Below are 24,338 nucleotides of genomic sequence, written 5' to 3'. Positions count from 1 at the left end.
CGACTATAGTAACGCGCATGAGTCCCAATGCCCAAATGCCGGGTATTACCATGCCAAGTGGAGAATTATTGATGGATATTGCTGAACTACTCACCTTCGCGGTGAAAAATAACGCATCAGATACACACATATCTGCGGGGCTTGCACCCATGTTGCGCATTAACGGCGATATGCGTCCCATCAATGTGGAAGCACTGGATGGAAAGGCAGTCCACGCGATGATTTATGACATCATGTCGGACTCCCAGCGAAAATGGTACGAAGAAAATCTGGAAATCGATTTTGCCTATGAATTACCCGGTATTGCGCGTTTTCGGGTGAATGCGTTTAATCAGGATCGAGGCCCCGCTGCCGCATTTCGTACTATTCCGGCCAAGGTGCTGAGTCTGGAAGATCTCAATGCGCCCAAGTCCTTTACGGAAATTATTAATATTCCGCGCGGACTGATACTGGTTACCGGACCACCCGGGTCTGGTAAATCCACGACTCTGGCGGCCATGGTGGATCATATCAACGCGAATCGGCCGGATCATATTATTACCATTGAAGATCCCATAGAGTTTATCCATACGGCTAAAAAGTGCCTGATCAACCAGCGTGAAGTGGGGCCGAATACCCATTCTTTTGAAAACGCCCTGCGTTCGGCGCTGCGTGAAGATCCGGATATTATTCTGGTCGGTGAATTGCGTGATCTGGAAACCATGCGTCTTGCCTTGACGGCAGCAGAAACCGGACACATTGTTTTTGCGACGCTGCATACCAGTTCAGCCCCTAAAACCATTGATCGTATTGTCGATTCTTTTCCGGGCGGGGAAAAGGACATGGTCCGCTCCATGTTGTCTGAATCCTTACGGGCGGTCATTTCGCAAACCCTGCTGAAAACTGCCGATGGAAAAGGCCGGGTTCCGGCTCATGAAATCATGATTGCCACTCCGGCTATTCGTAATCTCATTCGCGAAAATAAAGTGGCACAAATGTATTCAGTCATTCAGACCGGACAAAACCAGGGCATGCAAACGCTGGATCAATGCCTGGCGGATTTGGTGCGTGCGCATAAAATCACCCGCGAAGAGGCGCTGCGCCGGGTGCAGAACAAAGACAGTTTCATGAATGTGGCCTGAGGAATACTAAATGTCTGTACTGGATGATCTGTTGGTGTTGATGGTCGAAAAAAACGGTTCTGATTTGTATCTGACCGTGGGTTCTCCGCCGGTCATGAAAATTGATGGGCGCGCCGTAAATCTGGGTACAGATATGTTGAAACCCGGGCAAGTGCTCAGTCTCGCCAAGGAAATTCTGGGGATGGAACGTCTGCAGGAATTTCAGCATGAAAAAGAAATTAATATGGCCATTTCAGCGACAGGTATCGGGCGTTTTCGGGTCAATGGCTTTTATCAGCGTGGTGAACTGAGTTTTGTGTTGCGTGCTATTAAAACCCAAATTCCGACCCTGGAACAGCTCAAATTGCCTCCTATTTTGAAGGATCTCGCCATGACCTCGCGTGGTCTGGTGCTTTTTGTGGGTGCCACCGGTTCAGGTAAAAGCACTTCGTTGGCTTCCATGATTCAATATCGTAATCAGAATGCTGCCGGGCATATTTTGACCATCGAAGACCCTATTGAATTCATCCATAAGAACCAGAAATCGATAGTGAATCAGCGGGAAGTCGGCATAGATACGCTTACTTATGAAAGAGCACTGGAAAATGCCCTGCGTGAGGCGCCTGATGTGATATTAATTGGTGAGGTGCGTAATAGGGATACCATGGATCATGCTATGGCCTACGCAGAAACCGGGCACTTATGCATGTCTACCTTGCACGCCAATAATGCCAATCAGGCCATTGAACGCATCATCAACTTTTTCCCGGAAGATCGGAAAAAGCAGTTGCTGATGGATTTATCCCTGAATCTGAAAGCCGTTGTTTCCCAGCGACTCCTGCCTATCAAGGGACAGGCGGGACGGATTGCCGCTATTGAGGTGCTGATTAATACGCCGGCGATTGCTGACCTTATTTATAAAGGCGAAGTTGGAGTGCTCAAGGAAGCCATGGGGCGCACCAACGATGTGGGCATGCAGACCTTTGATCGTAGTCTGCTGGAGTTGTACGCCCAAGGTTTGGTGGAATATGAAGATGCGCTCCGTGCCGCTGATTCTCAAAACGATCTGCGTCTGGCCATCAAACAGGATTGCTTGCGTCGCGGTGTTGAAGATCCGGGTGCCATGCATTCTTCTGAGGATAAGTGGCAAGTATAGCGGGGAGCCCTGTGTTTTGGTTCTTGGATGCACTGGCAGGCTTGGTTCTACTGGCCTGGCTGGTATTGTTTTTTGCCCGAGGATATTTCTGGCGTGCTGATCAGCGCTTACCGGCGCTCTCCGCAGAATCCCTGAAAGCTGCTGACCCCACTGCCGTCGGACTTCCGGCAGTAACGGCCATTATCCCGGCACGTAACGAGGCTGAAGGAATTGGACCCTGTGTAACGGCTTTGCTGCGCCAGAATTATCCGGGAGAACTTCGGGTCATTGTGGTGGATGATCAAAGTCAGGACGACACTACACAAGTTGCGAAAATGGCCGCTGAAAAAGTAGGAGCTTCAGACCGCCTGCAGGTTATCAGCGGAAAAACGCTACCCGATGCGTGGGCGGGCAAAGTCTGGGCCATGCATCAGGGCGCGCTGGCTGCTGATGATGTATCACTGCTCTGGTTTAGCGATGCAGACATTGTCCATGGTCCTGATGTGCTCACCCGCTTGGTGGTCCAGCAGCAGCGTGGAAACCGTGCATTGGTGTCGCTGATGGTGATGTTGTCCTGTCGCAGTTTCTGGGAGCGCTTGCTGATCCCGCCGTTTATTTTCTTTTTTCAGATGCTTTATCCTTTCCCCTGGATTAATGATTCGCGTCGCAAGCTGGCTGGAGCAGCAGGCGGCTGTATGTTGTTGCGGCGGGATTTGCTGATGCAGGCGGGGGGCTTTGCTGCCATGCGGAGTGCCTTGATTGATGACTGCACGCTGGCTGCCCTGTTGAAAACCCAGGGCCCGGTCTGGTTAGGATTGGGCACCGAAAGTTACAGTCTGCGCGACTATCGTTTTTTCGGCGAAATATGGCGGATGGTGACACGTTCAGCCTATGTGCAGCTGGAGTTCAGTCCATGGCGTCTGCTGGAGGCGACATTGGGCATGTTTTTTCTTTACGCTGTACCAGTGATTTTGTTGATTGCCGGGTGCTGGGAGCAGCAATGGATAGGGCTGACCCTGTCGGTATTGACCCTGGCCCTGATGTTTACGGCTTATTTACCCAGCGTCCGCCTCTATGCACAGAACGGCCTCTGGGTTTTGACCTTGCCGCTGGCGGCGATGTTTTACACGCTCATGACGCTGGATTCTGCGCGCCGTCACTATCAGGGAAAAGGCGGCGCCTGGAAGGGGCGCCACTATGACCAGTCTGGAGAAAAACGCTGATGAATGCTGCAGGAAAAGACGGGTTCTTATCGATAATGCAGCAGATAACGCCATTCAAAAGCCATTTTTGCGGCATGCCAGAGTGGATTGGGGAGAACGCTGGCATGATCTTTATTGCGAAATACCATGATGCCGCTGTCCAGCGCATCGACAATGCACACCAGTTCAGTCCGGAAAGGCTTGTCAGAAGCCTTGTTCTGGAGATGTAAAACCGCATTGTGGACGGCGGCTTCGGCCTGCAGGTCGGCGGTATGGCCCTGCTTGGGCAGCCAGTCTGGACTGTTGGCGTAGGAGCCCGCGTCGCCCACTACAAAAACACCCGGATGCCCGGGAACCTGACAGTATTCATCGGCTTGGATAAATCCACCGGCCGAAAGCGGTAAACCGGATTGTTGCGCCCAATCAGGCCCCGTCATGCCGGGCATGAAGAGAATCAGATCTGCCGCGATCTCGCCACCTTCCGTCATGACTTTATCTGCAGAAAATCCAGTGATTTTGTGACCGAGATGGGTCTTGATCCGGCGTTTTTCCATTTCGGCCAGTAATCCGGCAACTGCTTTGGCTCCCAGGCGATTACCGGGTTCGGTCATGGGATTAAAAAACACCAGATCAATCTGTTCGCGCCTGCCGGTTTTGCGCAGATAACTGTCAATGCCAAACAGTAGCTCAAAAACAGGCCCGCCGCGCACGGCAGTGGGCTCCTGAGGATTGCCGGCAAAGCCAAAAGCAATGGTGCCCTTGTCCAGGGCCGCCAGCCGATCACGAATTTGTTCGGCGGCTTCAATGCCATCACAAATAGCCAGGCTATGTTCGATACCCGGCAATTTGCGCAGGCCCCGGCCACCACTGGCAATAATCAGTACATCGTTGGCTATTTCACCCTGATCAGTAACCACCGTCCGACCTGCGTCGCGCAATTCCGTCGCACGCCCGGCATGAAAATGCACATTTTTGCGCTGAAAAAACCGGTCCAGGGGAATGCGGAGCTGCTCACCCTGACGGAGACCGGTGGGAATCCAGATCAAGCTGGGGTAATAAATGAACTCTGCCTCGGGGGCGATGAGGGTGATTTCGGCATCGGGCAACTGACGGCGTACTTGCCGCACGGCGGTCAATCCCCCAAATCCTGCTCCTATAATGCTGACTTTGTGCATGTTATCGATCCTCGCTCATGGGTTTTCATATAAAAGCATCCATTTTGATTGGTGAGTATATCGCAAAATCTTTTCCGGAATATTACACCATGCCGGAAGGCACTATACTGAAAAGCTTTATGAATCAACTCGTGCGTCGATACACCAGATCGTAAACACTGTGTCCGAGTTTTTCGCCACGGCGTTCAAAACGGGTCGGAATGCGATTGGTGGGCCGCTCCGAAAAGCCGTTTTCAGAATCGGTATTTATCAGGCCCTGGGTCTGATTGAGGACGGTCAGCATTTGTTCCGCGTAATCAGCCCAGTCTGTTGCCAGTTGTAATTCCCCACCCGTTTTGAGCAGACGCTGCAATGTGTTCGCGAACTCAGGCTGAATCAGACGACGTTTTTGTTGCCGGGTTTTTGGCCAGGGATCGGGAAACTGAATGATGATGCGCTCAAATAAAGCATCTGGCAGGGTTTTCATCCAGGCCGCGACATCATCATGAACAATACGGACGTTATCAATGCCCGCATTTTCCATCTGCAACAAGAGAGAACCGACCCCTGGAGTGTGTACTTCTGCACCAATAAAACCCTGTTCGGAATGTGCAGCGGCAAGGGCGGCGAGATGCTCCCCGTTGCCAAAGCCAATTTCCAGGGTAATGGCCCGTTGCCTGTTCCAGGGGTCCAGCCAGGCAACTTGCGTGTCTATTTGCAGGGCAGGTAGAGCATCCTGAATCACCCGACGCTGTGCGGCGGTAATACGTCCCTGGCGTAATACAAAACTGCGAATCGGGCGTTGCCCGGTATTGAGCGCTTCTTCCATGACAGGCATTATAACCCGTTTAATGTGCAGGCCTAGAGAGGAGAGCAGGCATGGAACATCCCCTGGTTGGGGTGGTAATGGGCAGCAACAGTGACTGGGAGGTCATGGTCGCTGCGACAGAACAACTGCAGGCATTGAATATTCCCCATGAAAAGCGGGTGGTTTCGGCGCATCGAACCCCGGACTTGCTTTTTGATTATGCCGCGACGGCCGCATCCCGGGGGCTGCGCTGCATTATTGCCGGAGCGGGCGGTGCTGCCCACCTGCCGGGGATGCTCGCCGCCAAAACCCTCTTGCCGGTATTGGGTGTGCCGGTTCCTTCCCGGCACCTGAACGGCATGGATTCGCTCCTGTCCATTGTGCAGATGCCCAAGGGTATTCCGGTAGCTACTTTTGCCATCGGCGCTGCGGGGGCCGCCAATGCCGGTCTTTTCGCCGCAGCCTTGTTGGCGGCAAGTGATCCGATGCTGGCCCGGCGCCTGCAGGATTTTCGTCACCAACAGGAAGCAGCCGTTCTGGCCATGACCTTGCCGGAGACGAAGCAATGATCCTGCCCGGCGCTACCCTCGGGATTCTGGGGGGAGGGCAGCTGGGGCAAATGTTTACTCTGGCGGCCCGGCGCATGGGGTATGCTGTATGGGTTCTCGATCCTGATCCCGATTGTCCGGCGGCGGCCGTGGCAGATCATCATCTTTGTGCGGCCTATGATGATTTTTCAGCTTTGGCGCTTTTGGCGGATCACTGTGCAGCGGTGACCGCCGAGTTTGAAAATGTTCCTGCCTCAGCCATGATTTATCTGGAAGCACGGATACCCGTGCACCCCGGCTCTACGGCGCTGGCCATTGCTCAGGATCGGGCACGGGAAAAAACTTTTTTTCAGGACATTGGTCTGGCAGTCGCGCCCTTCGCACTGCTCAGACAAGAGGATGATGTGGCACTTGCAGCAAGAAAGCTGAGTTTTCCTGCCATCCTGAAAACTACCCGCTTTGGGTATGATGGCAAGGGGCAACAGAATGTTGGCACGGCCAGTGAGCTTCCAGCTGCATGGGCCAGCCTGAATACTCCGGAAGCTATTCTGGAGTCACGGATTAATCTGGTGCAAGAATTTTCTGTAGTGATGGCGCGCTCAGTGGAAGGGATGATGGTGTTTTATCCCCTGGCAGAAAATCGTCATCACCATGCTGTGCTTGATCTCAGTATTGTGCCCGCCCGAGTTCCAGAGGCATTACAAAATCAGGCTCGCCAAGGCGCCGCGCGCATTGCCGAGGCACTGAACTATGTCGGTGTGCTTGCCGTTGAATTTTTTGTGGAGGAAGGGGGTCGTCTGTTGGTCAATGAAATGGCTCCGCGTCCCCACAATAGCGGGCACTACACTATTGATGCCTGCGTCAGCAGTCAGTTTGATCAGCAGGTACGTGCTCTTTGTGGGTTATCTCTGGCTGATACCCGTCTGCTCAGTCCGGTGGTCATGATGAATCTGCTGGGCGATTTGTGGGAAGAAGGCGGACCGGATTGGCAGAAGCTGTTGCAGCATCCGCAAATTAAGGTGCATTTGTACGGCAAGAAGGAAGCGCGCCCCGGTCGCAAAATGGGCCATGTAAATGCCTTGAGTTCTGACGCCGAGCAGGCTTTGGCAGTATTGGAGACGCTGCGTCAGGACTGGAACTGGCGTCAGGATTAATTCCGGACGCGGCCGCTCAACCACTGGGCGATCAGGAGCAGCATGGCGCAACCCAGAAAAAACACCATACTCCAGTGGGTGATGGGCCATCCTGCCAGGCTTTTGGTGCCAGCCAGCGCACAAGATCCATGGCCGGATAAGGTCGAGGCAAAATCATTCCCCAGACTGCCCAGGGCAGGGCCACCCTGAAACACCTCGACCGAAGAACAGGTTTCTATCTGATCTGCCGCCATCTGCGTCAGGTGCCACTGCCAGCCTGCCAGTGCCGCGCCCAGCAGGGCATACAATGCTGCCAATATCCATAAACCCCGGCGGGCCGGGCCTTTCCAGAAAAAACCCATGGTTACAATGACGATGACGGCCAGATCAGCCAGGCGCTGATAAACACAAATGCTGCAGGGTTGCTCACCTTGCGCAAACTGTAGCCACAGCACCAGCGAAAAGGCAACGATGCCAGCCAGAATGACCAGAGCCGCCAGCCAGGGCGCGTATTTGGCAGCAGTCATTGGGCGTGAATAATTTCTGACCATTGTTTGTTGTTGGGTAAACCAGGGACATAACGAATTTTGCCATTCTGGCGATAAACCAGAAATGGCACGCTGGCTCCAGGAATCCCGAGCACTTCGGCTTCCTTGTTGACCAAAAGCGAAGCATTGAAATTCAGTACATCACTCATTTTATTTTGTACGGTAATGGGCGCAGGATCTATACCCCCTTCTGGACCGCCTTTGGTGCTGAATTTATTTTCATTCAGTTTCATGGCAGCCAGCGGGTCCTTGGCCGAGAGAATGGCGGCAGCTTTACCAGCGCTACTGTGGCTCAGAAAGCCGACAGTAATGAACCTGACCCGTATTTGCTGGCTGCGAATGGGGTTTTGTAGCCAGGTATAGATTTCATGACAATAAGGACAATTGGGATCGTAAAAATCATAAATAATCGGCCCCTTGCTGCCTTCCTGAATGTAATGGGTGTGGGTCAGGGCCTGCCAATAATCCTGATCCCCGTCACTACCTGTTGCTGGTCCAGCGACGGCAACAGTCGCTATTCCCTGAATAATCAGAAAGCCAAGCAGCACCCAAAGGGTCAAGTCAATCCTGGGCAGTTTTTTCAGTGTGAGAACCATGGGAAAATTTCCTTGGGGCAGTCCATCAAACATCCCTGGACCCGCCTTTCATAATACGGGCCTTGTCTCTTTGCCATTCCCGATCTTTGATGGTCGCACGCTTGTCATGTTCCTGTTTGCCCTTGACCAACGCTATTTCGGCCTTGGCCCGGCCCTGCTTCCAGTACATGGCCAGAGGGACAATGGTAAAACCCTTGCGTTCCACGCTCCCGATCATCCGGTTGATTTGCTCACGGTGCATCAACAATTTGCGGGTACGGGTAGGATCGGGGTGAATGTGCGTGCTGGCTGTCAGCAGGGGGCTGATATGCGCACCCAGCAACCAGAGCTCAGCGTCTTTGACAATGACATAACTGTCCTTGAGATTCAGGCGCCCGGCACGCATGGATTTGACTTCCCAGCCTTCCAGGACGATTCCCGCCTCAAAACGCTCTTCTATGAAATAATCGTGTTTCGCCTCACGATTCAGGGCGATGGTGCTGCTCATTGCACAACTCCCGTGCCAGTCAGCCAATCATTGTACGTGAAAAAAGGGGTATGCAGAAAGTGGCATTGACTTTACCTGCCCTCCTGTGAAATTTTTGCTGAGTGAGAGGGGAGGAACAAGGTGGAGTCCAGATTGTTGACGGGGCACTTGCTACGACGTCGTACCCGGCAACAGGAGGCTATTCCTGACTGGGTTTTGCTGAATGACATGCAATCCATTGCCGCATGGCTGGAAACCCGCTTGAGCGCCGCGTCCAGGGAGATTTTACTGGAAAACTATATTTTTGCAGCGGGCATCTGGCCCCAGCAAATTTTGCGGATATTATGCGACAAAGCCCTGACCGGAGTGGCGGTATATATTACGCTCGATGCCCTGGGCAGTCGCGGCTTTCCCGAAAGCTGGGTCAGCGAGCTACGGCAGGCGGGCGCACATCTGCATTTTTATCATCGTTTGCAGCTGAAGGGCCTGGAAAAGCGCTTGCGGCGTACTCACCGTCGTATTGTCGCGATTGATGGCCAATGGCTGGCTGTTGGTGGTTTTGCCCTGGATGATGAATGGCTGGATGCCAAACCGGGTAATCCGCCTTATCGGGACATGCTGTTTGCCTGTCGTGGTGCGTTGGTGGACCGTGGTCGGGAAATATTTTTCCGGCACCGGCCAGAACATTTGCCAGACCTGCCTGCCGGAGAGGGTGAACAAATGGCTTTCTCTCCGGAATCCTGGGGTGATGGCCGGTTTCTTGAAGGGATACCACCTGCCAGTTATGCCGTGCGCCGACGTTTGTTGGCTGCTATTCGCGGGGCGCGCCAAAGCATCTGGATTGCAACGCCCTACTTTAATCCTGACCCAGTGATATTGCGCAGTATTTACCGGGCGGTGCAGCGCGGGGTGGATGTGCGCCTGCTGCTGGCGGGACGCATTACCGATCACCCACTTTTGCGATTCGGGATTCAGGCGTATTATCAAAAGCTGATGCGTAGAGGTGTGCATATTTATGAATATCAGGGCGCTTTCCTCCACGCGAAGTACGTACTGGTAGATCGATCCTGGGCAACACTAGGTTCGGCAAATTTTGATTTCCTGAGTTTGTGGTTTAATCACGAGCTCAACCTTGAACTGCGTTTGGCTCGGGTATCCTTGCTGTTGCACGGACTGTTTGTGCGTGAATTTGCAATATCCCGAAAAATCGATCCGGAGCCCTGGCGTAAGCGCCCCTACTGGCGACGTTTGCCGGAGTGGTGTCTGGCTCAGCTCGATCGCTGGGTGCAGGCCCATGCCATGGGTCAACGCCGTTATTGAGAGGATGCATGCATCATATTTGTAAAACGGCTGTGTTGCCGTACAGCGCTGGGCAGGTTATGGCTCTGATTGAAGATATTCGTTCCTACCCGCAATTTCTGCCCTGGTGTGGCAGAACCCGAGTCATTCAGGATCGGGGCGAAGAAGTGATTGCCGAAATCACCATTTCTCATGGTGCGTTTGGCAAATCATTTACCACCAAAAACCGCTATCAGCGCCCCAAGCTGGCAGAAGTGCGCCTGGTGAATGGTCCTTTTCGTTTTCTGGAAGGATTGTGGCAGCTTGAACCCGACCCCAAGGGCACCGAAGTGACGCTGGATATGCGCTTCGAATTTGCCTCACGGCTGGTGGGCGCGTTTCTGGAGCCTATTTTCAAACAGGCGGCGGAAACCATGGTCCAGCGTTTTGCGCAAAGAGCGCGCGCTGTATATGGCCCCCCCGTAGCCATTCCGGCAACAGGGGACAGTCCATCTTCTTAGGCTTTCACCCTAAAAACGACAGTTGCCGTGGATGCTTTTTGCTCCATTGTTCCTTGCCTGTTGTTCTAAGGCTCACCCTGCTGTCAGGAGAGAACTCGCCCTTTGGGCTCAAACAGCTCTCCTGACGGGCGCTGGATTTCGCCAAGAACAACAACTGCTCTTTTCAGGTTTATCCGTTTAGGCGCCGGACTTTTCCGGGCTCTTGGCCGTGCCTTTCACATCCCCCTGCACGCCGATGAGTTTGTCGTCCTTGTCAAAAAGAACAATCACCTTGCGAACCTGGGTACTACTATAGGCCGGCTTAAAGCTATAAGAGTAAATCCATTGATGGGGGTGCCAGGGGTCCTTCAGCAGTGGTGAACCCAAAATGGTACGCACTTGCAGCGCATCCATACCCGGATGCAATTCTGCCAGTTGCTGGCTGGTGACGACGTTACCCTGCTGTACGGCAACCCGATAAATACTGCAGGCTCCGAGGGAGAGGGCACAAAAGGTAATCAGGGTAATCAGGCGGAGGCTTCTCATAGTCCTTGTCTTAAGCGTCAGGTGCAACTATCCTAAACCATTACGCATGGGAATTGCTACGAGCACATGAACTACGAAAAACTAAATAGTGACGAATTGAAGCGGGCTGGTCTGAAAGCCACGTTGCCACGTCTGAAGATTCTCCGCATTTTTGAGGACAGTGACACCCGGCATTTAACGGCGGAAGAAGTGTATCGTCAGTTGCTGGATGCCGGCGAAGAAGTGGGTCTGGCCACGGTCTACCGGGTACTGACCCAGTTTGAGATGGCTGGTCTGGTACGCCGTCATCATTTTGAAGGGGACAAGGCCGTTTTTGAAATGAACGAAACCGGTCACCATGATCACATGGTTTGTACAGCTTGTGGCAAGGTTCTGGAGTTTTTTGATGAGGCGCTGGAAGCCCGCCAAAATGAAATCGCCGGAGCCCAAGGGTTTTTCATCAGTGATCATAGCCTGTATTTGTACGGGACTTGTCTGGGGATGCAGGAATCCGGGGTTTGTTCTCTGCAGGCTCCAGCCGGCAAATAATTTTCTGAACTTTTGCAAAGTTTAGTTGCTGAGTACCAGATTATCACGGTGGATGATTTCCACCTCGTCAATATCCCCGAATAATTCCAAAAGAGTTTTGCTGCTTTTTCCCATTCTCAACAAAACATCTTCATAAGCAAAATTCACCAGGCCACGGGCTATTTCCTGTCCTTCGGGATCGACGCAACGTAACAGATCGCCGCGCTGAAAATCGCCCTCGGCAGCAGTGATTCCTACGGGTAGCAGGCTGCTGCCTTTTTCGCGTAACACCTTGGCCGCACCGGCATCCAGATGTAACACCCCGTTGGGGCGGAGCTGACCGGACAGCCAACGCTTACGTGCCGCCAGTTTGGCGACGCCGGGCCGAAAATGGGTGCCCAAAGGCTCTCCCGCCCAAATGCGCAGCAAGACATCCTCAGCACCACCCGGCGCAATGATGGTAGCCGCACCAGATTGTGCCGCACGGCTGGCCGCGTGGACCTTGGTGCTCATCCCGCCGGTGCCGACGGCGCTGCCACTCCCCCCGGCCATGCTCAGCAGGGCCGGATCCCCAGCCTCCACCTCGGTCAGTAAACGGGCATCAGGGGCTTTGCGGGGGTCCTGGTCGTACAAACCCGCCTGGTCCGTCAAAATCACCAGTAAATCGGCTTCCAGCAGGTTGGCAACCATGGCGGCCAGGGTGTCGTTATCGCCAAAACGGATTTCGGTGCTGGCAATGGCATCATTTTCATTGATGATGGGAATGACCCCGAGTTCCAGCACCGTACGCAGGGTGGCCCGCGCATTCAGGTAGCGATGGCGTTCCTGAAGATCTTCGTGGGTCAGCAGGACCTGACTGCCGTGAACCCCGCCCCGGCGGAGGAATTCGTTATATACCTGAATCAGTGCTGCCTGGCCGACGCTGGCTGCGGCCTGTAGCTGATGCAGGGCACTGGGACGGCTCGTCCAGCCCAGACGCTCCATGCCGGCTGCCACGGCACCGGAAGAAACCAGTACAATATCCAGGCCATGCCGGCGGAGTACCAGTAGTTGCTTGACCCAGGCCTCAATAGCCGGGAGATCCAGGCCTTGACCATTATTGGTGAGCAGGCTGCTGCCGATTTTAATGACCCAGCGCTGGGCATTTTTAAGGTCGCGGCTCATTCATCGTCATCCCAGTCGGCGCTCAAATCATCACCTTCCCACTCTTCCAGATATTCTTCCTCTTCATCGCCCCATTCTTCCGACTGGACTGGATCCGGTGCGGGCGGTAAATCTGGCAGTGCCAGCCAGATGGCGTGGGTGAGGGCGCTGCAGCCCGCACCGCTGGCAGCGGAAACCAAAAATGCCGGACCCTCCCAGGAAAGTTCGGAACGAATCGCCTGAAAGCGCGCCTCGCCCTCTTCAGGGCTGAACAAGTCGGCCTTATTGACCACCAGCCAACGCGGGCGCTGGGCGAGGGCGGGGCTGTAAGCCAGCAGTTCTTCTTCCAGGGCGCGAACATTTTCGGCAGGATTGCTCTCATCCACAGGCGCCATGTCGACCATGTGCAGGAGCAGACGGGTACGGCTGAGATGTTTCAGAAAACGGGTGCCTAGCCCTGCGCCCTCGGAGGCTCCGGGGATCAGGCCAGGAATATCTGCGAGTACAAAAGATTCGTGGGTTGCCACCCGGACTACACCAAGATTGGGGTAGAGGGTGGTGAACGGATAGTCCGCCACTTTCGGGCGAGCCGCACTAACTGCCCTGATCAGAGTGCTTTTGCCGGCATTGGGCAGGCCCAGCAGGCCGACATCGGCCAGAACCCGCAGTTCCAGGCGAAGATTACGTTCTTCTCCCGGTGTGCCTTTTTCATATTGACGGGGTGCGCGATTGATGCTGGATTTGAAATGCAAATTGCCGTGTCCGCCACGTCCGCCTTGCGCGACTAGCAGACGTTCTCCTTCTTCGCGCAAATCACCCAATAATTCGCGGGTGTCGTCATCGTAGACCAGAGTACCTACCGGGACGTGGATTTCCTTATCCAGACCCGCGCGCCCCGTCATTTGCCTCCCCGCACCGCCATGTCCGGTTTCGGCCCGGTAACGGCGCTGATAGCGAAAATCTATCAGGGTGTTGAGGCTGGCCTGGGCGACGAGGAAAACACTGCCACCGCGACCACCATCGCCGCCATCCGGACCGCCAAAGGGGATAAATTTTTCCCGGCGAAAACTCAGAGAACCATGTCCACCGGTACCCGAAGCAACATGGATGCGTACTTCATCAATAAACTTCATAAAAAAACCCCGCTCCCGCAAAAACGGGGCGGGGTCCCTCTGAGCAGAGGCCGGTTCAGGCCACGGATACGACGCTGACGGTACGTACCTGGCGCGGTCCCTTGCGCTCGAATTTTACAACCCCTTCTGCGGTGGCAAAGAGCGTGTGATCCTTGCCAATACCGACGTTGCTACCCGGATAAAACTGGGTGCCACGCTGACGAATGATGATGTTGCCGGGGATGACCAGTTGTCCGGCGTAACGCTTTACACCCAGTCGTTTGGATTCTGAATCGCGTCCGTTGCGCGAAGAGCCACCCGCTTTCTTATGTGCCATGACTGTGCTCCTTAGGCTTCAATGCCGGTAATGCGGACTTCAGTAAAATACTGACGATGTCCCTGCTGTTTACGGTAATGCTTGCGCCGACGCATCTTGAAAATATGCACCTTGGCAGCCCGTCCCTGACTGAGCACGGTGGCCTTGACGGCTGCACCAGCTACCAGCGGTTGACCGACCACTACATCACTGCCAACGCCGACCATCAGTACCCGGTCCAGCGCGAGTTCCGCACCTGGCTCTGCTTCCATCTTTTCGAGCCGGAGCTTGTCGCCCACTGTCACCCGATACTGCTTGCCACCATTTTCAATGACCGCGTACATCACAAACCTCCAACAAGGGTTTTACCCGGTACTGTCCGGAAAAGTTCGCAAGGATAGCGTTATCAGTCTATTAAAGCAAGAGGATGAGGGCTTGTTTTGTTGAATGATCTGCATCGGCGCATAAATTGTCTGGGCGAACCACTCAAGCGCGGGGCAATAAGCGGTCCAGAGCATTGGCAAAGGCCTGGCGGTCGGCTTGGCTCAGGGTGGCGGGGCCGCCGGTACGCACGCCGGAATCTCGCAGTTGCTCCATCATGTCGCGCATTCGCAGGCGCTCGCGGATGGTTTCGGGGGAGTACCGTTCGCCGCGTGGGCTGAGCGCATGACCATTTTTTTCCAGTACGGCAGCGGCCAGGGGAATATCAGCGGTAATGACCAGATCGCCTGCTTCAATACGGCGCACAATTTCATCATCGGCTACATCAAAGCCGCCCGGCACTACCACACTGCGAATATGCGCCGATGGGGGCACGCGCAGGGGCTGGTTGGCGACCAGGGTTAAGGGCAGTTTCAGGCGCGTACTGGCGCGAAACAAAATTTCCTTGATGGCATTGGGGCAGGCGTCGGCATCGACCCAGATATGCATGGAAGCACTCGGATATTTTAGAGAAATGGACCTTGTCACAGATGAAACTTGCTGGCAATGCCAATATCCGGTTATGTGGTGACTAACAACCCACCGGAATGCGTTGAAATTTTGTCGTTTAAGCCCGGCAGCGTAGAATGCTCAAAAAAATGTCGCTGGAGAACGCATGAAAACGGAAGGCCGCACGCGGAAACAAGTCGATGCCCCAGGTACCTACAGTCAGCCCGCTGCTCGCCCGCATTCCGCCGTCCGCGAGGACACCATCGAATACGGCTTCATCGGCACCCTGCAAAACCTCAAGTACGCGTATCGCGACGACATCCGCGACCGCGCCACGCTGGAGCAGAACTTCCGCGAGAAATTCGAGGCGCTCAACCGTGTGCATCTCACCGATGCCGAGTTCGCCCGCCTGCTCGATGAAATCGTCAGCCCGGATGTGTTCACTGCCGCCAAGACCCTGCGCAGCATCAACGCCTTCACCCGCGACGACGGCACGCCGCTGAACTACAGCCTCGTCAACCTCAAGGACTGGTGCAAGAACACCTTCGAGGTGGTCAACCAGTTGCGCATCAACACCGACTACAGCCACCACCGCTATGACGTCATCCTGCTCATCAACGGCATTCCCTGCGTGCAGATCGAGCTGAAAACCCTGGGCGTGAATCCGCGCCGGGCGATGGAGCAGATCGTCGAATACAAGCACGACCCCGGCAACGGCTACACCAAGACGCTGCTCTGCTTCATGCAGTTGTTCATCGTCAGCAACCGCGACCAGACCTATTACTTCGCCAACAACAACGCCCGCCACTTTGCGTTCAACGCCGAAGAGCGCTTCCTGCCCGTCTATGAGTTCGCGGGCGAGGACAACCGCAAGATCACCCAGCTCGACGCTTTTGCTGAAGCCTTCCTGAAAAAGTGCGTCCTCGGCCAGACCCTCAGCCGCTACATGGTGCTGCTCGCCGGTGAGCAAAAGCTCATGATTATGCGGCCTTACCAGGTCTATGCCGTGCAGCACATGGTGAAATGCATTGATGAAGACAACGGCAATGGCTACATCTGGCACACCACCGGCAGCGGCAAAACGCTCACCTCGTTCAAGGCGTCCACGCTGCTGAAGGAGAACGAGCACATCCACAAATGCGTGTTCGTCGTCGACCGCAAAGACCTCGACCGCCAGACGCGCGAGGAATTCAACCGCTTCCAGGAAGGCTGCGTCGAAGAAAACACCCATACCGGCGCCCTCGTGCGCCGCCTGCTGTCCGAGGATTACGCCGACAAGGTCATCGTCACCACCATCCAGAAACTCGGCCTCGCGCTGGATGAAAACAGCAAGCGCAACAAGCAGCGGGCGAGGAATGACCAGCCCACCTACAAGGAGCAGCTTGAGGCCCTTCAGGACAAACGCATCGTCTTCATCTTCGACGAATGCCACCGCTCGCAGTTTGGCGACAACCACAAGGCCATCAAGGCGTTCTTCCCCCGCGCCCAGCTTTTTGGCTTCACCGGCACGCCCATCTTCGACGCTAACGCCTCGCAGCAGAAAATCGAGGACACCACCGCCTCGATGCGCACCACGCAAGACCTGTTCCAGAAACAACTGCACGCCTACACCATCACCCACGCCATCGAAGACGGCAATGTGCTGCGCTTCCACGTCGATTACTTCAAGCCGGAAGGAAAGAACGCGCCCAAGCCCGGCGAGCCCATCGCCAAGCGCGCAGTGATTGAAGCCATCCTCGCCAAGCACGACGCCGCCACCGCAGGCCGCCGCTTCAACGCCCTCTTCGCTACCGCGTCCATCAACGACGCCATCGAATACCACGCGCTGTTCAAGACCATGCAGGCGGAAAAACAGGCCGCCGACCCCGAGTTCAAGCCGCTGAACATCGCCTGCGTGTTTTCGCCGCCCGCCGAGGGCGACGCCGATGTGAAGCAGATTCAGGAAGACCTGCCGCAGGAGCTGGCCGACAACGAAGAAGACCCCGAAGGCAAGAAAGCCGCGCTGAAAGCCATCCTCGCCGACTACAACGCTCGATACGGCACTAACCACCGCATCGCTGAGTTCGATGGCTACTACCAGGACGTGCAAAAGCGCATCAAAGACCAGCAGTGGCCCAATGCCGACTTGCCCCAGGCGCAGAAAATCGACATCACCCTCGTCGTCGACATGCTGCTCACCGGCTTCGATTCCAAGTTTTTGAACACGCTCTACGTGGACAAGAACCTCCGGCACCACGGCCTGATTCAGGCGTTTTCGCGCACCAACCGCGTGCTCAACGGCAGCAAGCCCTACGGCAACATCCTCGACTTCCGCCAGCAGCAGGATGCTGTCGATGCTGCGATTGCGCTGTTTTCCGGCGAAAAAACCGGTGAGCAGGCGCGCGAAATCTGGCTGGTGGAAAAAGCCCCGGTCGTCATCCAAAAACTGGAAACCGCCATGCACAAGCTGGCAGCCTTTCTGCAGTCTCAAGACCTGGACTGCACGCCCTCTGCCGTGGCCAATCTGAAAGGCGACGCCGCCAAGACGGTCTTCATCGAGCGCTTCAAGGAAGTGCAGCGGCTCAAAACCCAGCTCGACCAATACACCGACCTCACCGGGGAAAACAAAGCCACCATCGAGCAGGTGCTGCCCGAGGAAAACCTGCGCGGCTTCAAGGGCCAGTATCTGGACACTGCCAAGAAGCTGCGCGCACAGCAGAACAAGCCCAACGACAAACCCGGCGCCGACAGCCCTTCTGAACAACTCGATTTCGAGTTCGTGCTGTTTGCCTCCGCCGTCATCGACTACGACTACATCATGAAGCTGATGACCAGCTTCTCGGCCAAAGAGCCGGGCAAGGCCAGGATGACCCGCGAGCAACTCATCGGCCTCATCGGCAGCGATGCCAAGTTCATCAACGAGCGCGACGACATCGCCGACTACATCGGCACGCTCCAGGCCGGCGAAGGGCTGAGCGAAACCGCCATCCGCGACGGCTACACCCGCTTCAAAGCCGACAAGAGCGCCAAAGAACTCGCCGCCATCGCCGCCAAGCACGGCCTCGCCACCGCCGCCCTGCAAAGCTTCGTGGACGGCATTTTTGAGCGCATGATTTTCGATGGCGAGCGCCTGAGCGACCTCATGGCGCCGCTCGACCTCGGCTGGAAAGCTCGCAGTCAGGCCGAACTCGCGTTGATGGCGGATTTGCACCCGCTGCTCACCCAACGCGCCGGGGGGCGGGATATTTCTGGGCTCAGCGCGTATGAGTGAACAGCCGCTGACGGAAGCCACACTGCTGGCGCGCATTGCTCAGGGTGAGCACACCCGTCAGCAGTTCAAGCGCAGCTTCCACAACCCTGACGCCCTGGCCGCCGAGCTGGCTGCCTTTGCGAACAGTGGCGGCGGCACGCTGCTGATCGGTGTGGCCGATGACGGCATCATCACCGAAAACGTGCAAACCCACGCCGGGCTGGTAATGGTGGTGACCGTGCCCAATGGCTTGGCCAAGCCCTATCTGGATCAGCAAGGCCGCATCTGGGTCAAACAAGGTGCCGACAAACGCCATGTAACCGCCCGCGAAGAGTTGCAGCGCATGTTCCAGCGTGGCGGTCTGGTCTATGCCGATGTGGTGCCTGTGGCCGACACCACCAGCGCCGATCTGGACGAGCCCGCCTTTCGCCGCTACCTCGCCCAGCACTACAGCGCCGACACCGCCCAAGCCGGGCTGCCGCTGGACGCGCTGCTGCAAAATCTTGGGCTGGGCGAGTGGCAGCAGATCGAGCTGATCGACGAAGTTAGCGGCAACCAGTTCACCGCTCGGGTGCAGCGGCCGCAGGCGCAAGGGGAAGGCACTGACGAACGAGTAACCCCGCAAGTCACAGGGCAAGTCACAGGGCAAGTCGCAGGGCAAGTCGAAGTCCTGCTCTTGGCCATGGGGGAGAGGTCTTGGAGCCGCAAAGCTTTGATGGAAAAACTCAGCCTGAAGGGACGCGACAATTTCGAAAAACTGTATCTCGCGCCCGCATTGGCGCAAGGGCTGATTGAGCGAACCATCCCCGACAAACCCAACAGCCGCTTGCAGCAATACCGCCTGACCGCACAAGGGAAGGAATTGCTGAAATGAAAAAAACACCCATGCCAGCGAAGAAAAACCCAACATCGCCGGTTACCGCCGGAGACTTTGACTCGCTGGTTTCCGCCATCGTCCACATCCATCAGCAGACGCAGGACTTTGCCGCCAAAGCCGTCAATATCGCGCTGACCCTGCGGAATTGGCTCATCGGCTACCGCATCGTGGAGTTTGAACAGCAGGGAAACGACCGGGCGGCCTACGGTGAAAGACTGTTGCCCGCTCTGGCAGAGCGCCTGTCGGCTGCCGGACTCAAGCGGGTGGATGCCCGCGAGTTACGCCGCTTCAGGCGCTTCTACGGCGTTTATCCGCAGATTTGGGAGACAGTGACTCCCGAATTGCTGACAGGCCTTGGCGCTGACGCCTTGCAGCCGCTGCCAAGAACCCCGCCTCTGCCAAAACGGGAGACGCCGTCTCCCGAATCCGGGGCGGTGGCAGCCGAGACTCCGCCATTGAGCCATACCCATCCCGACCTCATCCATCATCTCTCCTTCTCCCACCTGGCCGAGCTGTTGGACCTCCCCGACGACACTCAGCGCCGCTTCTACGAGATCGAGTGCATTCGCGGCAACTGGTCGGTACGCGAGCTGCGCCGCCAGATTGCCAGCCTCTACTACCAGCGCAGCGGCCTCTCCAAAGACAAGGCCAAACTCTCCGCCCTGGCCCACGCGGCGGCGGATACGCTCCAACCTGCACACATCATTCGAGATCCTTACATTTTCGAGTTCCTCGGCTTGCGCTCAAGGGATGTCATGGCGGAATCAGACCTGGAAGACGCCTTACTCGACCGCCTTCAGGATTTCCTCCTCGAACTGGGTCACGGCTTCTGTTTCGAGGCTCGGCAAAAGCGCATCCTGATCGGCGACGAACATTTCTTCATCGACCTCGTCTTCTACCACCGCATTCTCAAGTGTCACATCTTGGTCGAACTCAAAACCGATGCCTTCCGCCACGAACATCTGGGCCAACTCAATACCTACGTCGCCTACTACAAACAACACCAGATGACCCCAGGCGACCAGCCGCCCATCGGCATCCTTCTTTGCACCCGCAAAAATGACGCCCTCGTCGAATTTGCCCTCGGTGATTTGAGCAACCAGGTCTTCGTCTCCCGCTACGCCGTCGAGCTGCCCAAGAAAGAGGACATGGAACGCTTCATTGCCCAACTCGGCAAGGAGGTGGGGGCATGAGCAGCAAGACGAAAACCACCGCCACGCAGGAAGAGGCAATGCCTGCGCGGGTGCCGAAGCTGCGGTTTCCGGGGTTTCGGGGGGCGTGGGAGTTGAAAACCCTCGAAACGCTTGGCTATTTCACAGGAGGAGGAACACCGAGCAAAGACAATACTGCTTACTGGACAGGCGAGATTCCCTGGATTTCCAGCTCCGACTTGACGGAGGACTCGATTTCCAAAATCAACGTAAACCGTTACATCACCAAGCAGGCGGTACAGGAATCGGCGACTAAGCTCGTGCCTGCGAAAAGCATTCTTCTGATTTCAAGGGTGGGCGTTGGCAAACTTGCAGTTTCAACATTTCCGCTCTGCACCAGTCAGGACTTCACCAATTTCACGCCCAGCGTTGCCGATCCGTTTTTTTTGGCTTACTTGCTGAAGTCACAGAAACAGACTTTGCTTTCCTTTAATCAGGGAACTTCGATCAAAGGCTTTACCAAAGACAACATTGCGTCACTTCGATTGGGCTTCCCCGCCATTTCCGAACAACAAAAAATCGCCGAGTGCCTGAGTTCGGTGGACGAGCTGATCGCCGCGCAAGCGCGGAAAGTGGACACGCTCAAGACCCATAAAAAAGGGCTGATGCAGCAGCTTTTCCCCACGGAGGGCGAAACCCAACCCCGCCTCCGCTTCCCCGAATTCCAAAAGGCTGGGGAGTGGATTCAGAAAACGTTCGGCGATGTTGCCGAAGTGCTTATGTGCAAAAGGATTTTCGCTGAGGAAACAAATCCAAATGAGGGCGTGCCCTTCTACAAGATTGGAACCCTCGGAGGTAAACCTGACGCGTTCATTTCTCGGGAGAAGTTCGAAGACTACAAGTCGAGATACAACTATCCAAGAAATGGCGAGGTCTTGATAACCTGTAGCGGTACCGTTGGTAAATGCCTACCATTTGACGGGAAGGATGCCTACTTCCAAGACTCCAACATTGTTTGGCTGGACAACTCAACAGGCGAAATAAGCAACGAGTTCTTACTCATGCTTCTGTCGAACGTGAATTGGGGTAGCTTGAACTCCACAACAATTACCCGAATCTACGGCCCAGACTTGCGAGGCATGGCGATTAACTATCCAGCGGATGAGGCCGAACAACACCGCATCGCCTCCTGCCTGAGCAGCCTCGACGCCCTGATCACCTTGGAGACCCAAAAGCTCGAAGCCCTCAAGACCCACAAAAAAGGCCTGATGCAGCAGCTTTTCCCATCGCCGGATGAGTTGGAAGCATGACCGACCTGATTCTCTACACCACCGAAGACGGACGCAGCCAGATCAAGCTGCGGGCCAAGGACCAAACCGTCTGGCTTTCTCAGCGGGAGATGGCTCAGCTTTTTGATGTGACCACCGACAACGTGGGGCTGCATCTCAAGAACATCTTCGAGGACGGGGAACTGAGCCGGGAGGCAACTACCGAGGAATCCTCGGTAGTTCAAACCGAAGGGGGGCGGGAAGTGCAGCGTCCGGTCACGCTCTACAACCTCGACGCCATCCTGGCCGTGGGCTACCGCGTGCGATCAAAGCGCGGGGTGCAGTTCCGTCGCTGGGCTTCCACCATTCTGAAGGAGTTCCTGACCAAGGGCTTCGTGATGGACGACGAGCGGCTGAAAAACCCGGATGGCCGCCCGGATTACTTCGACGAGATGCTGGCGCGCATTCGCGATATCCGCGCCTCCGAGAAGCGCTTTTACCAGAAGGTGCGCGACCTCTTTGCCCTCTGCAGCGACTACGACAAGACGGACCAAGCCACGCAGGTGTTCTTCGCTACCGTGCAAAACCTGCTGATCTTTGCCGTGACGCGGCAGACCGCCGCCGAACTCATCACCGCGCGGGCGAACCCTGCCGATCCGCATTTCGGCCTGCTCGCCTGGAAGGGCTCACCAACGAGTAGGGTGCGCAAGGCGGACATCGTGGTGGCCAAGAACTACCTGACCGAGGACGAGATCGACACCCTGAATCGGCTGGTGGTCATCTTCCTGGAAACCGCCGAACTGCGAGCCAAGAGCAGGCAGGAGACGCGCATGGCCTTCTGGAAGCAGAACGTGGATCAGATCATCACGTCCAACGGCTTCTCGCTGCTCACCCATGCTGGAACCATCAGCCATGAGCAGATGGAAGCGCGCACGGGCGAGCTTTACCGCCAGTTCGACGCCGACCGTAAAAGGCAGGAAGCCCTTCAAGCTGACCAGCAGGACGAGGCTGAGCTCACAGCGCTGGAAACCAAACTCAAGAGACGCCCGAAGAAATGACCGAAGCCAACCAAAAACAACTGGGCAACACCCTCTGGAGCATCGCGGACCAACTGCGCGGGGCGATGGATGCGGACGACTTTCGCGACTACATGCTTTCCTTCCTCTTTTTGCGCTACCTCTCCGACAACTACGAGACGGCGGCGAAGAAAGAACTGGGGCGGGATTACCCGGATGTGGGCGACGATGCGCGCACCGTGCCGCTGGCGCGGTGGTATGCCAGCAACGGGGACGACATCCCGGCCTTCGAGAAACAGATGCGCCGCAAGGTGCATTACGTCATTCAGCCCGCGCATCTGTGGAACAGCATCGCCAATCTGGCGCGCACGCAGAACGCGGAGCTTCTGAACACGCTGCAGGCGGGCTTCAAATACATCGAGACGGAATCGTTCGAGAGCACCTTTCAGGGCCTGTTCTCCGAGATCGACCTCGGTTCGCCCAAGCTGGGCAAAACCTACAGCGACCGCAACGCCAAACTCTGCACCATCATTCAGAAAATCGCCGAAGGGCTGGCGGAGTTTTCCACCAACATCGACGCGCTGGGCGATGCCTATGAATATCTGATCGGCCAGTTCGCGGCGGGGTCGGGCAAGAAGGCGGGCGAGTTCTACACCCCGCAGCAGATTTCCGACATTCTTTCGGGCATCGTCACGCTCGACAGCCAGGAGCCGAAAACCGGCACCAAAAAACGGCTCGATAGCGTGCTGGATTTCGCCTGCGGCTCCGGCTCGCTGCTGCTTAATGTACGCAAGAAGGTGGCACAGGCGGGCGGCAGCATCGGCAAAATCTACGGCCAGGAAAAGAACATCACCACTTACAATCTCGCGCGCATGAACATGCTGCTGCACGGGGTGAAAGACACCGAGTTCGAAATTTTCCACGGCGACACGCTGACCAATGAGTGGGACCGGATGCGTGAGCAGAACCCGGCGAAGAAACCGGGCTTCGATGCCGTCGTCGCCAATCCGCCATTTAGTTATCGTTGGGAGCCCACCGACGCGCTGGCCGACGACGTGCGCTTCAAAAGCCACGGCCTCGCCCCCAAGTCTGCTGCCGACTTCGCCTTTCTGCTGCACGGCTTTCACTTTCTGAAAGACGAAGGCGTGATGGCGATCATCCTGCCGCACGGCGTGCTGTTCCGGGGCGGCGCCGAGGAACGCATCCGCACCAAGCTGCTGAAAGACGGTCATATCGACACCGTCATCGGCCTGCCCGCCAACCTGTTTTATTCCACCGGCATTCCGGTCTGCATTCTGGTGCTGAAAAAGTGCAAGAAGCCCGACGACGTGCTGTTCATCAACGCCGCCGAGCATTTCGTGAAAGGCAAGCGCCAGAACCAGTTGAGCGCGGAGCACATCGCCAAGATCATCGACACCTACCAGCAGCGCAAAGAAGAGCCGCGCTACGCCCGCCGCGTGGACATGGCAGAGATCGAGAAGAACGACTTTAACCTCAATATCTCGCGCTATATCAGCACGGCGGTGGCCGAGGAAGAAATCGACCTTGCGGCGACGCATGCGGGCCTGGTGGAGATTGAGCAGGCTATCCTTCAGGCGAAAACAAAACACAACGAATTTCTGAAAGAACTGGGGCTGCCGCTGTTGCCATAGGCGGGCTGGAGCCTCATCACACTTGCATTCCTTACCCCAAGTATGACAACCTGATTACAAGAGGTTGTAGCGCTGCAGTAGCCAAAGCGCATAAAAACCCGCAGATGAAAAAAGGAGGCAGGC

Annotated in this window: 25 protein-coding genes; 14 read left to right on the top strand and 11 right to left on the bottom strand. The window is 55.9% G+C overall.

Annotated elements, in window-relative coordinates; genetic code table 11:
- The first annotated feature begins 17 nt into the window (after positions 1–17).
- Genes HJG40_RS00720 through HJG40_RS00710 form a run of 3 tightly spaced genes read left to right on the top strand, consistent with a single transcriptional unit; the run spans position 18 to position 3,458 of the window.
- Entirely contained in the window at positions 18–1,121 is a 1,104-nt protein-coding gene (locus tag HJG40_RS00720) for a type IV pilus twitching motility protein PilT (RefSeq protein ID WP_303646296.1), read from the top strand.
- 10 nt (positions 1,122–1,131) lie between these two features.
- Complete coding sequence (locus HJG40_RS00715; protein ID WP_215862416.1) at positions 1,132–2,256, top strand: PilT/PilU family type 4a pilus ATPase; 1,125 nt, start codon at positions 1,132–1,134, stop codon at positions 2,254–2,256.
- An 11-nt stretch (positions 2,257–2,267) separates the two neighbouring features.
- The gene (locus HJG40_RS00710) at positions 2,268–3,458 is read left to right on the top strand and encodes a glycosyltransferase (protein ID WP_215862415.1); all 1,191 of its coding nucleotides are present in this window, start codon (positions 2,268–2,270) and stop codon (positions 3,456–3,458) included.
- Positions 3,459–3,484: 26 nt separating this feature from the next.
- On the opposite strand, the gene HJG40_RS00705 is transcribed toward HJG40_RS00710, so the two are convergent.
- On the bottom strand, positions 3,485–4,612 hold the full coding sequence (locus tag HJG40_RS00705) for an NAD(P)/FAD-dependent oxidoreductase (protein WP_215862414.1): 1,128 nt from the start codon (positions 4,610–4,612) through the stop codon (positions 3,485–3,487).
- A gap of 124 nt (positions 4,613–4,736) precedes the next feature.
- Positions 4,737–5,429 (bottom strand): tRNA (guanosine(46)-N7)-methyltransferase TrmB, encoded by a 693-nt coding sequence (gene trmB, locus HJG40_RS00700; protein WP_215862413.1) that lies wholly within the window; start codon positions 5,427–5,429, stop codon positions 4,737–4,739.
- Positions 5,430–5,470: 41 nt separating this feature from the next.
- On the opposite strand from trmB, the gene purE reads away from it, so the two are divergent.
- Together purE and HJG40_RS00690 are read left to right on the top strand one after the other, a co-directional pair.
- Entirely contained in the window at positions 5,471–5,968 is a 498-nt protein-coding gene (gene purE, locus HJG40_RS00695; RefSeq protein WP_215862412.1) for a 5-(carboxyamino)imidazole ribonucleotide mutase, read from the top strand.
- Positions 5,965–7,101 (top strand): 5-(carboxyamino)imidazole ribonucleotide synthase, encoded by a 1,137-nt coding sequence (locus tag HJG40_RS00690; RefSeq protein WP_215862411.1) that lies wholly within the window; start codon positions 5,965–5,967, stop codon positions 7,099–7,101. The genes purE and HJG40_RS00690 overlap by 4 nt, the downstream gene beginning before the upstream one ends.
- Here the strand turns inward: HJG40_RS00690 and HJG40_RS00685 are convergent.
- The 3 genes from HJG40_RS00685 to smpB are packed head-to-tail and all read right to left on the bottom strand — an operon-like array spanning position 7,098 to position 8,711.
- The gene (locus tag HJG40_RS00685; RefSeq protein WP_215862410.1) at positions 7,098–7,607 is read right to left on the bottom strand and encodes a disulfide bond formation protein B; all 510 of its coding nucleotides are present in this window, start codon (positions 7,605–7,607) and stop codon (positions 7,098–7,100) included. The two genes, HJG40_RS00690 and HJG40_RS00685, sit on opposite strands and share 4 nt — an antisense overlap.
- On the bottom strand, positions 7,604–8,224 hold the full coding sequence (locus HJG40_RS00680) for a thioredoxin fold domain-containing protein (RefSeq protein ID WP_215862409.1): 621 nt from the start codon (positions 8,222–8,224) through the stop codon (positions 7,604–7,606). The genes HJG40_RS00685 and HJG40_RS00680 overlap by 4 nt, the downstream gene beginning before the upstream one ends.
- 25 nt (positions 8,225–8,249) lie before the next feature.
- Positions 8,250–8,711, bottom strand: coding sequence for an SsrA-binding protein SmpB (smpB, locus tag HJG40_RS00675; RefSeq protein ID WP_215862408.1), 462 nt, complete (start codon positions 8,709–8,711; stop codon positions 8,250–8,252).
- Between the two features lie 120 nt (positions 8,712–8,831).
- On the opposite strand from smpB, the gene HJG40_RS00670 reads away from it, so the two are divergent.
- Both HJG40_RS00670 and HJG40_RS00665 read left to right on the top strand, forming a co-directional pair.
- The gene (locus HJG40_RS00670; protein WP_215862407.1) at positions 8,832–10,010 is read left to right on the top strand and encodes a phospholipase D-like domain-containing protein; all 1,179 of its coding nucleotides are present in this window, start codon (positions 8,832–8,834) and stop codon (positions 10,008–10,010) included.
- Between the two features lie 8 nt (positions 10,011–10,018).
- Entirely contained in the window at positions 10,019–10,489 is a 471-nt protein-coding gene (locus tag HJG40_RS00665) for a type II toxin-antitoxin system RatA family toxin (RefSeq protein ID WP_215862406.1), read from the top strand.
- Positions 10,490–10,666: 177 nt separating this feature from the next.
- Here HJG40_RS00665 and HJG40_RS00660 read toward each other — a convergent pair whose 3' ends face one another.
- Positions 10,667–11,014: an outer membrane protein assembly factor BamE gene (locus HJG40_RS00660; protein ID WP_215862405.1), complete on the bottom strand. Its 348-nt coding sequence runs from the start codon at positions 11,012–11,014 to the stop codon at positions 10,667–10,669.
- Positions 11,015–11,080: 66 nt separating this feature from the next.
- Between HJG40_RS00660 and fur the strand changes: the two genes are divergently transcribed.
- The gene (gene fur, locus HJG40_RS00655) at positions 11,081–11,542 is read left to right on the top strand and encodes a ferric iron uptake transcriptional regulator (protein ID WP_010641352.1); all 462 of its coding nucleotides are present in this window, start codon (positions 11,081–11,083) and stop codon (positions 11,540–11,542) included.
- 21 nt (positions 11,543–11,563) lie between these two features.
- On the opposite strand, the gene proB is transcribed toward fur, so the two are convergent.
- The 5 genes from proB to HJG40_RS00630 form a co-directional block, all read right to left on the bottom strand.
- Positions 11,564–12,685 (bottom strand): glutamate 5-kinase, encoded by a 1,122-nt coding sequence (gene proB / locus HJG40_RS00650; protein WP_215862404.1) that lies wholly within the window; start codon positions 12,683–12,685, stop codon positions 11,564–11,566.
- Positions 12,682–13,797 carry an Obg family GTPase CgtA gene (gene cgtA, locus HJG40_RS00645; RefSeq protein ID WP_215862403.1) on the bottom strand — a complete coding sequence of 372 codons (1,116 nt, stop codon included), beginning with the start codon at positions 13,795–13,797 and terminating at the stop codon, positions 12,682–12,684. The genes proB and cgtA overlap by 4 nt, the downstream gene beginning before the upstream one ends.
- A 55-nt stretch (positions 13,798–13,852) precedes the next feature.
- The gene (gene rpmA, locus HJG40_RS00640; protein WP_010641358.1) at positions 13,853–14,113 is read right to left on the bottom strand and encodes a 50S ribosomal protein L27; all 261 of its coding nucleotides are present in this window, start codon (positions 14,111–14,113) and stop codon (positions 13,853–13,855) included.
- Positions 14,114–14,124: 11 nt separating this feature from the next.
- Positions 14,125–14,436, bottom strand: coding sequence for a 50S ribosomal protein L21 (gene rplU, locus HJG40_RS00635; RefSeq protein WP_010641361.1), 312 nt, complete (start codon positions 14,434–14,436; stop codon positions 14,125–14,127).
- 142 nt (positions 14,437–14,578) lie between these two features.
- The gene (locus HJG40_RS00630) at positions 14,579–15,022 is read right to left on the bottom strand and encodes a YaiI/YqxD family protein (protein ID WP_215862402.1); all 444 of its coding nucleotides are present in this window, start codon (positions 15,020–15,022) and stop codon (positions 14,579–14,581) included.
- A gap of 166 nt (positions 15,023–15,188) precedes the next feature.
- On the opposite strand from HJG40_RS00630, the gene HJG40_RS00625 reads away from it, so the two are divergent.
- From HJG40_RS00625 to HJG40_RS00595, 6 genes are read left to right on the top strand one after another with little or no spacing between them, the layout of a single operon-like run.
- Entirely contained in the window at positions 15,189–18,272 is a 3,084-nt protein-coding gene (locus HJG40_RS00625; RefSeq protein WP_215862401.1) for a type I restriction endonuclease subunit R, read from the top strand.
- The gene (locus HJG40_RS15005) at positions 18,265–19,125 is read left to right on the top strand and encodes an AlbA family DNA-binding domain-containing protein (protein ID WP_226856778.1); all 861 of its coding nucleotides are present in this window, start codon (positions 18,265–18,267) and stop codon (positions 19,123–19,125) included. Before HJG40_RS00625 ends, HJG40_RS15005 begins: the two co-directional genes overlap by 8 nt.
- Positions 19,122–20,321, top strand: coding sequence for a PDDEXK nuclease domain-containing protein (locus tag HJG40_RS00610; RefSeq protein ID WP_215862400.1), 1,200 nt, complete (start codon positions 19,122–19,124; stop codon positions 20,319–20,321). Before HJG40_RS15005 ends, HJG40_RS00610 begins: the two co-directional genes overlap by 4 nt.
- A complete protein-coding gene (locus HJG40_RS00605; protein WP_215862399.1) occupies positions 20,318–21,589 on the top strand; it encodes a restriction endonuclease subunit S in 1,272 nt (423 codons plus the stop codon). Before HJG40_RS00610 ends, HJG40_RS00605 begins: the two co-directional genes overlap by 4 nt.
- A complete protein-coding gene (locus HJG40_RS00600) occupies positions 21,586–22,605 on the top strand; it encodes a virulence RhuM family protein (protein WP_215862398.1) in 1,020 nt (339 codons plus the stop codon). The genes HJG40_RS00605 and HJG40_RS00600 overlap by 4 nt, the downstream gene beginning before the upstream one ends.
- Complete coding sequence (locus HJG40_RS00595) at positions 22,602–24,215, top strand: type I restriction-modification system subunit M (RefSeq protein ID WP_215862397.1); 1,614 nt, start codon at positions 22,602–22,604, stop codon at positions 24,213–24,215. The genes HJG40_RS00600 and HJG40_RS00595 overlap by 4 nt, the downstream gene beginning before the upstream one ends.
- Positions 24,216–24,338 lie beyond the last annotated feature (123 nt).

The organism is Acidithiobacillus concretivorus (assembly GCF_018853445.1).
Lineage (GTDB): Bacteria > Pseudomonadota > Gammaproteobacteria > Acidithiobacillales > Acidithiobacillaceae > Acidithiobacillus > Acidithiobacillus concretivorus.
The sequence above is the reverse complement of the archived record's forward strand: the minus strand, read 5'-3'. Positions and strand labels throughout refer to the sequence as shown.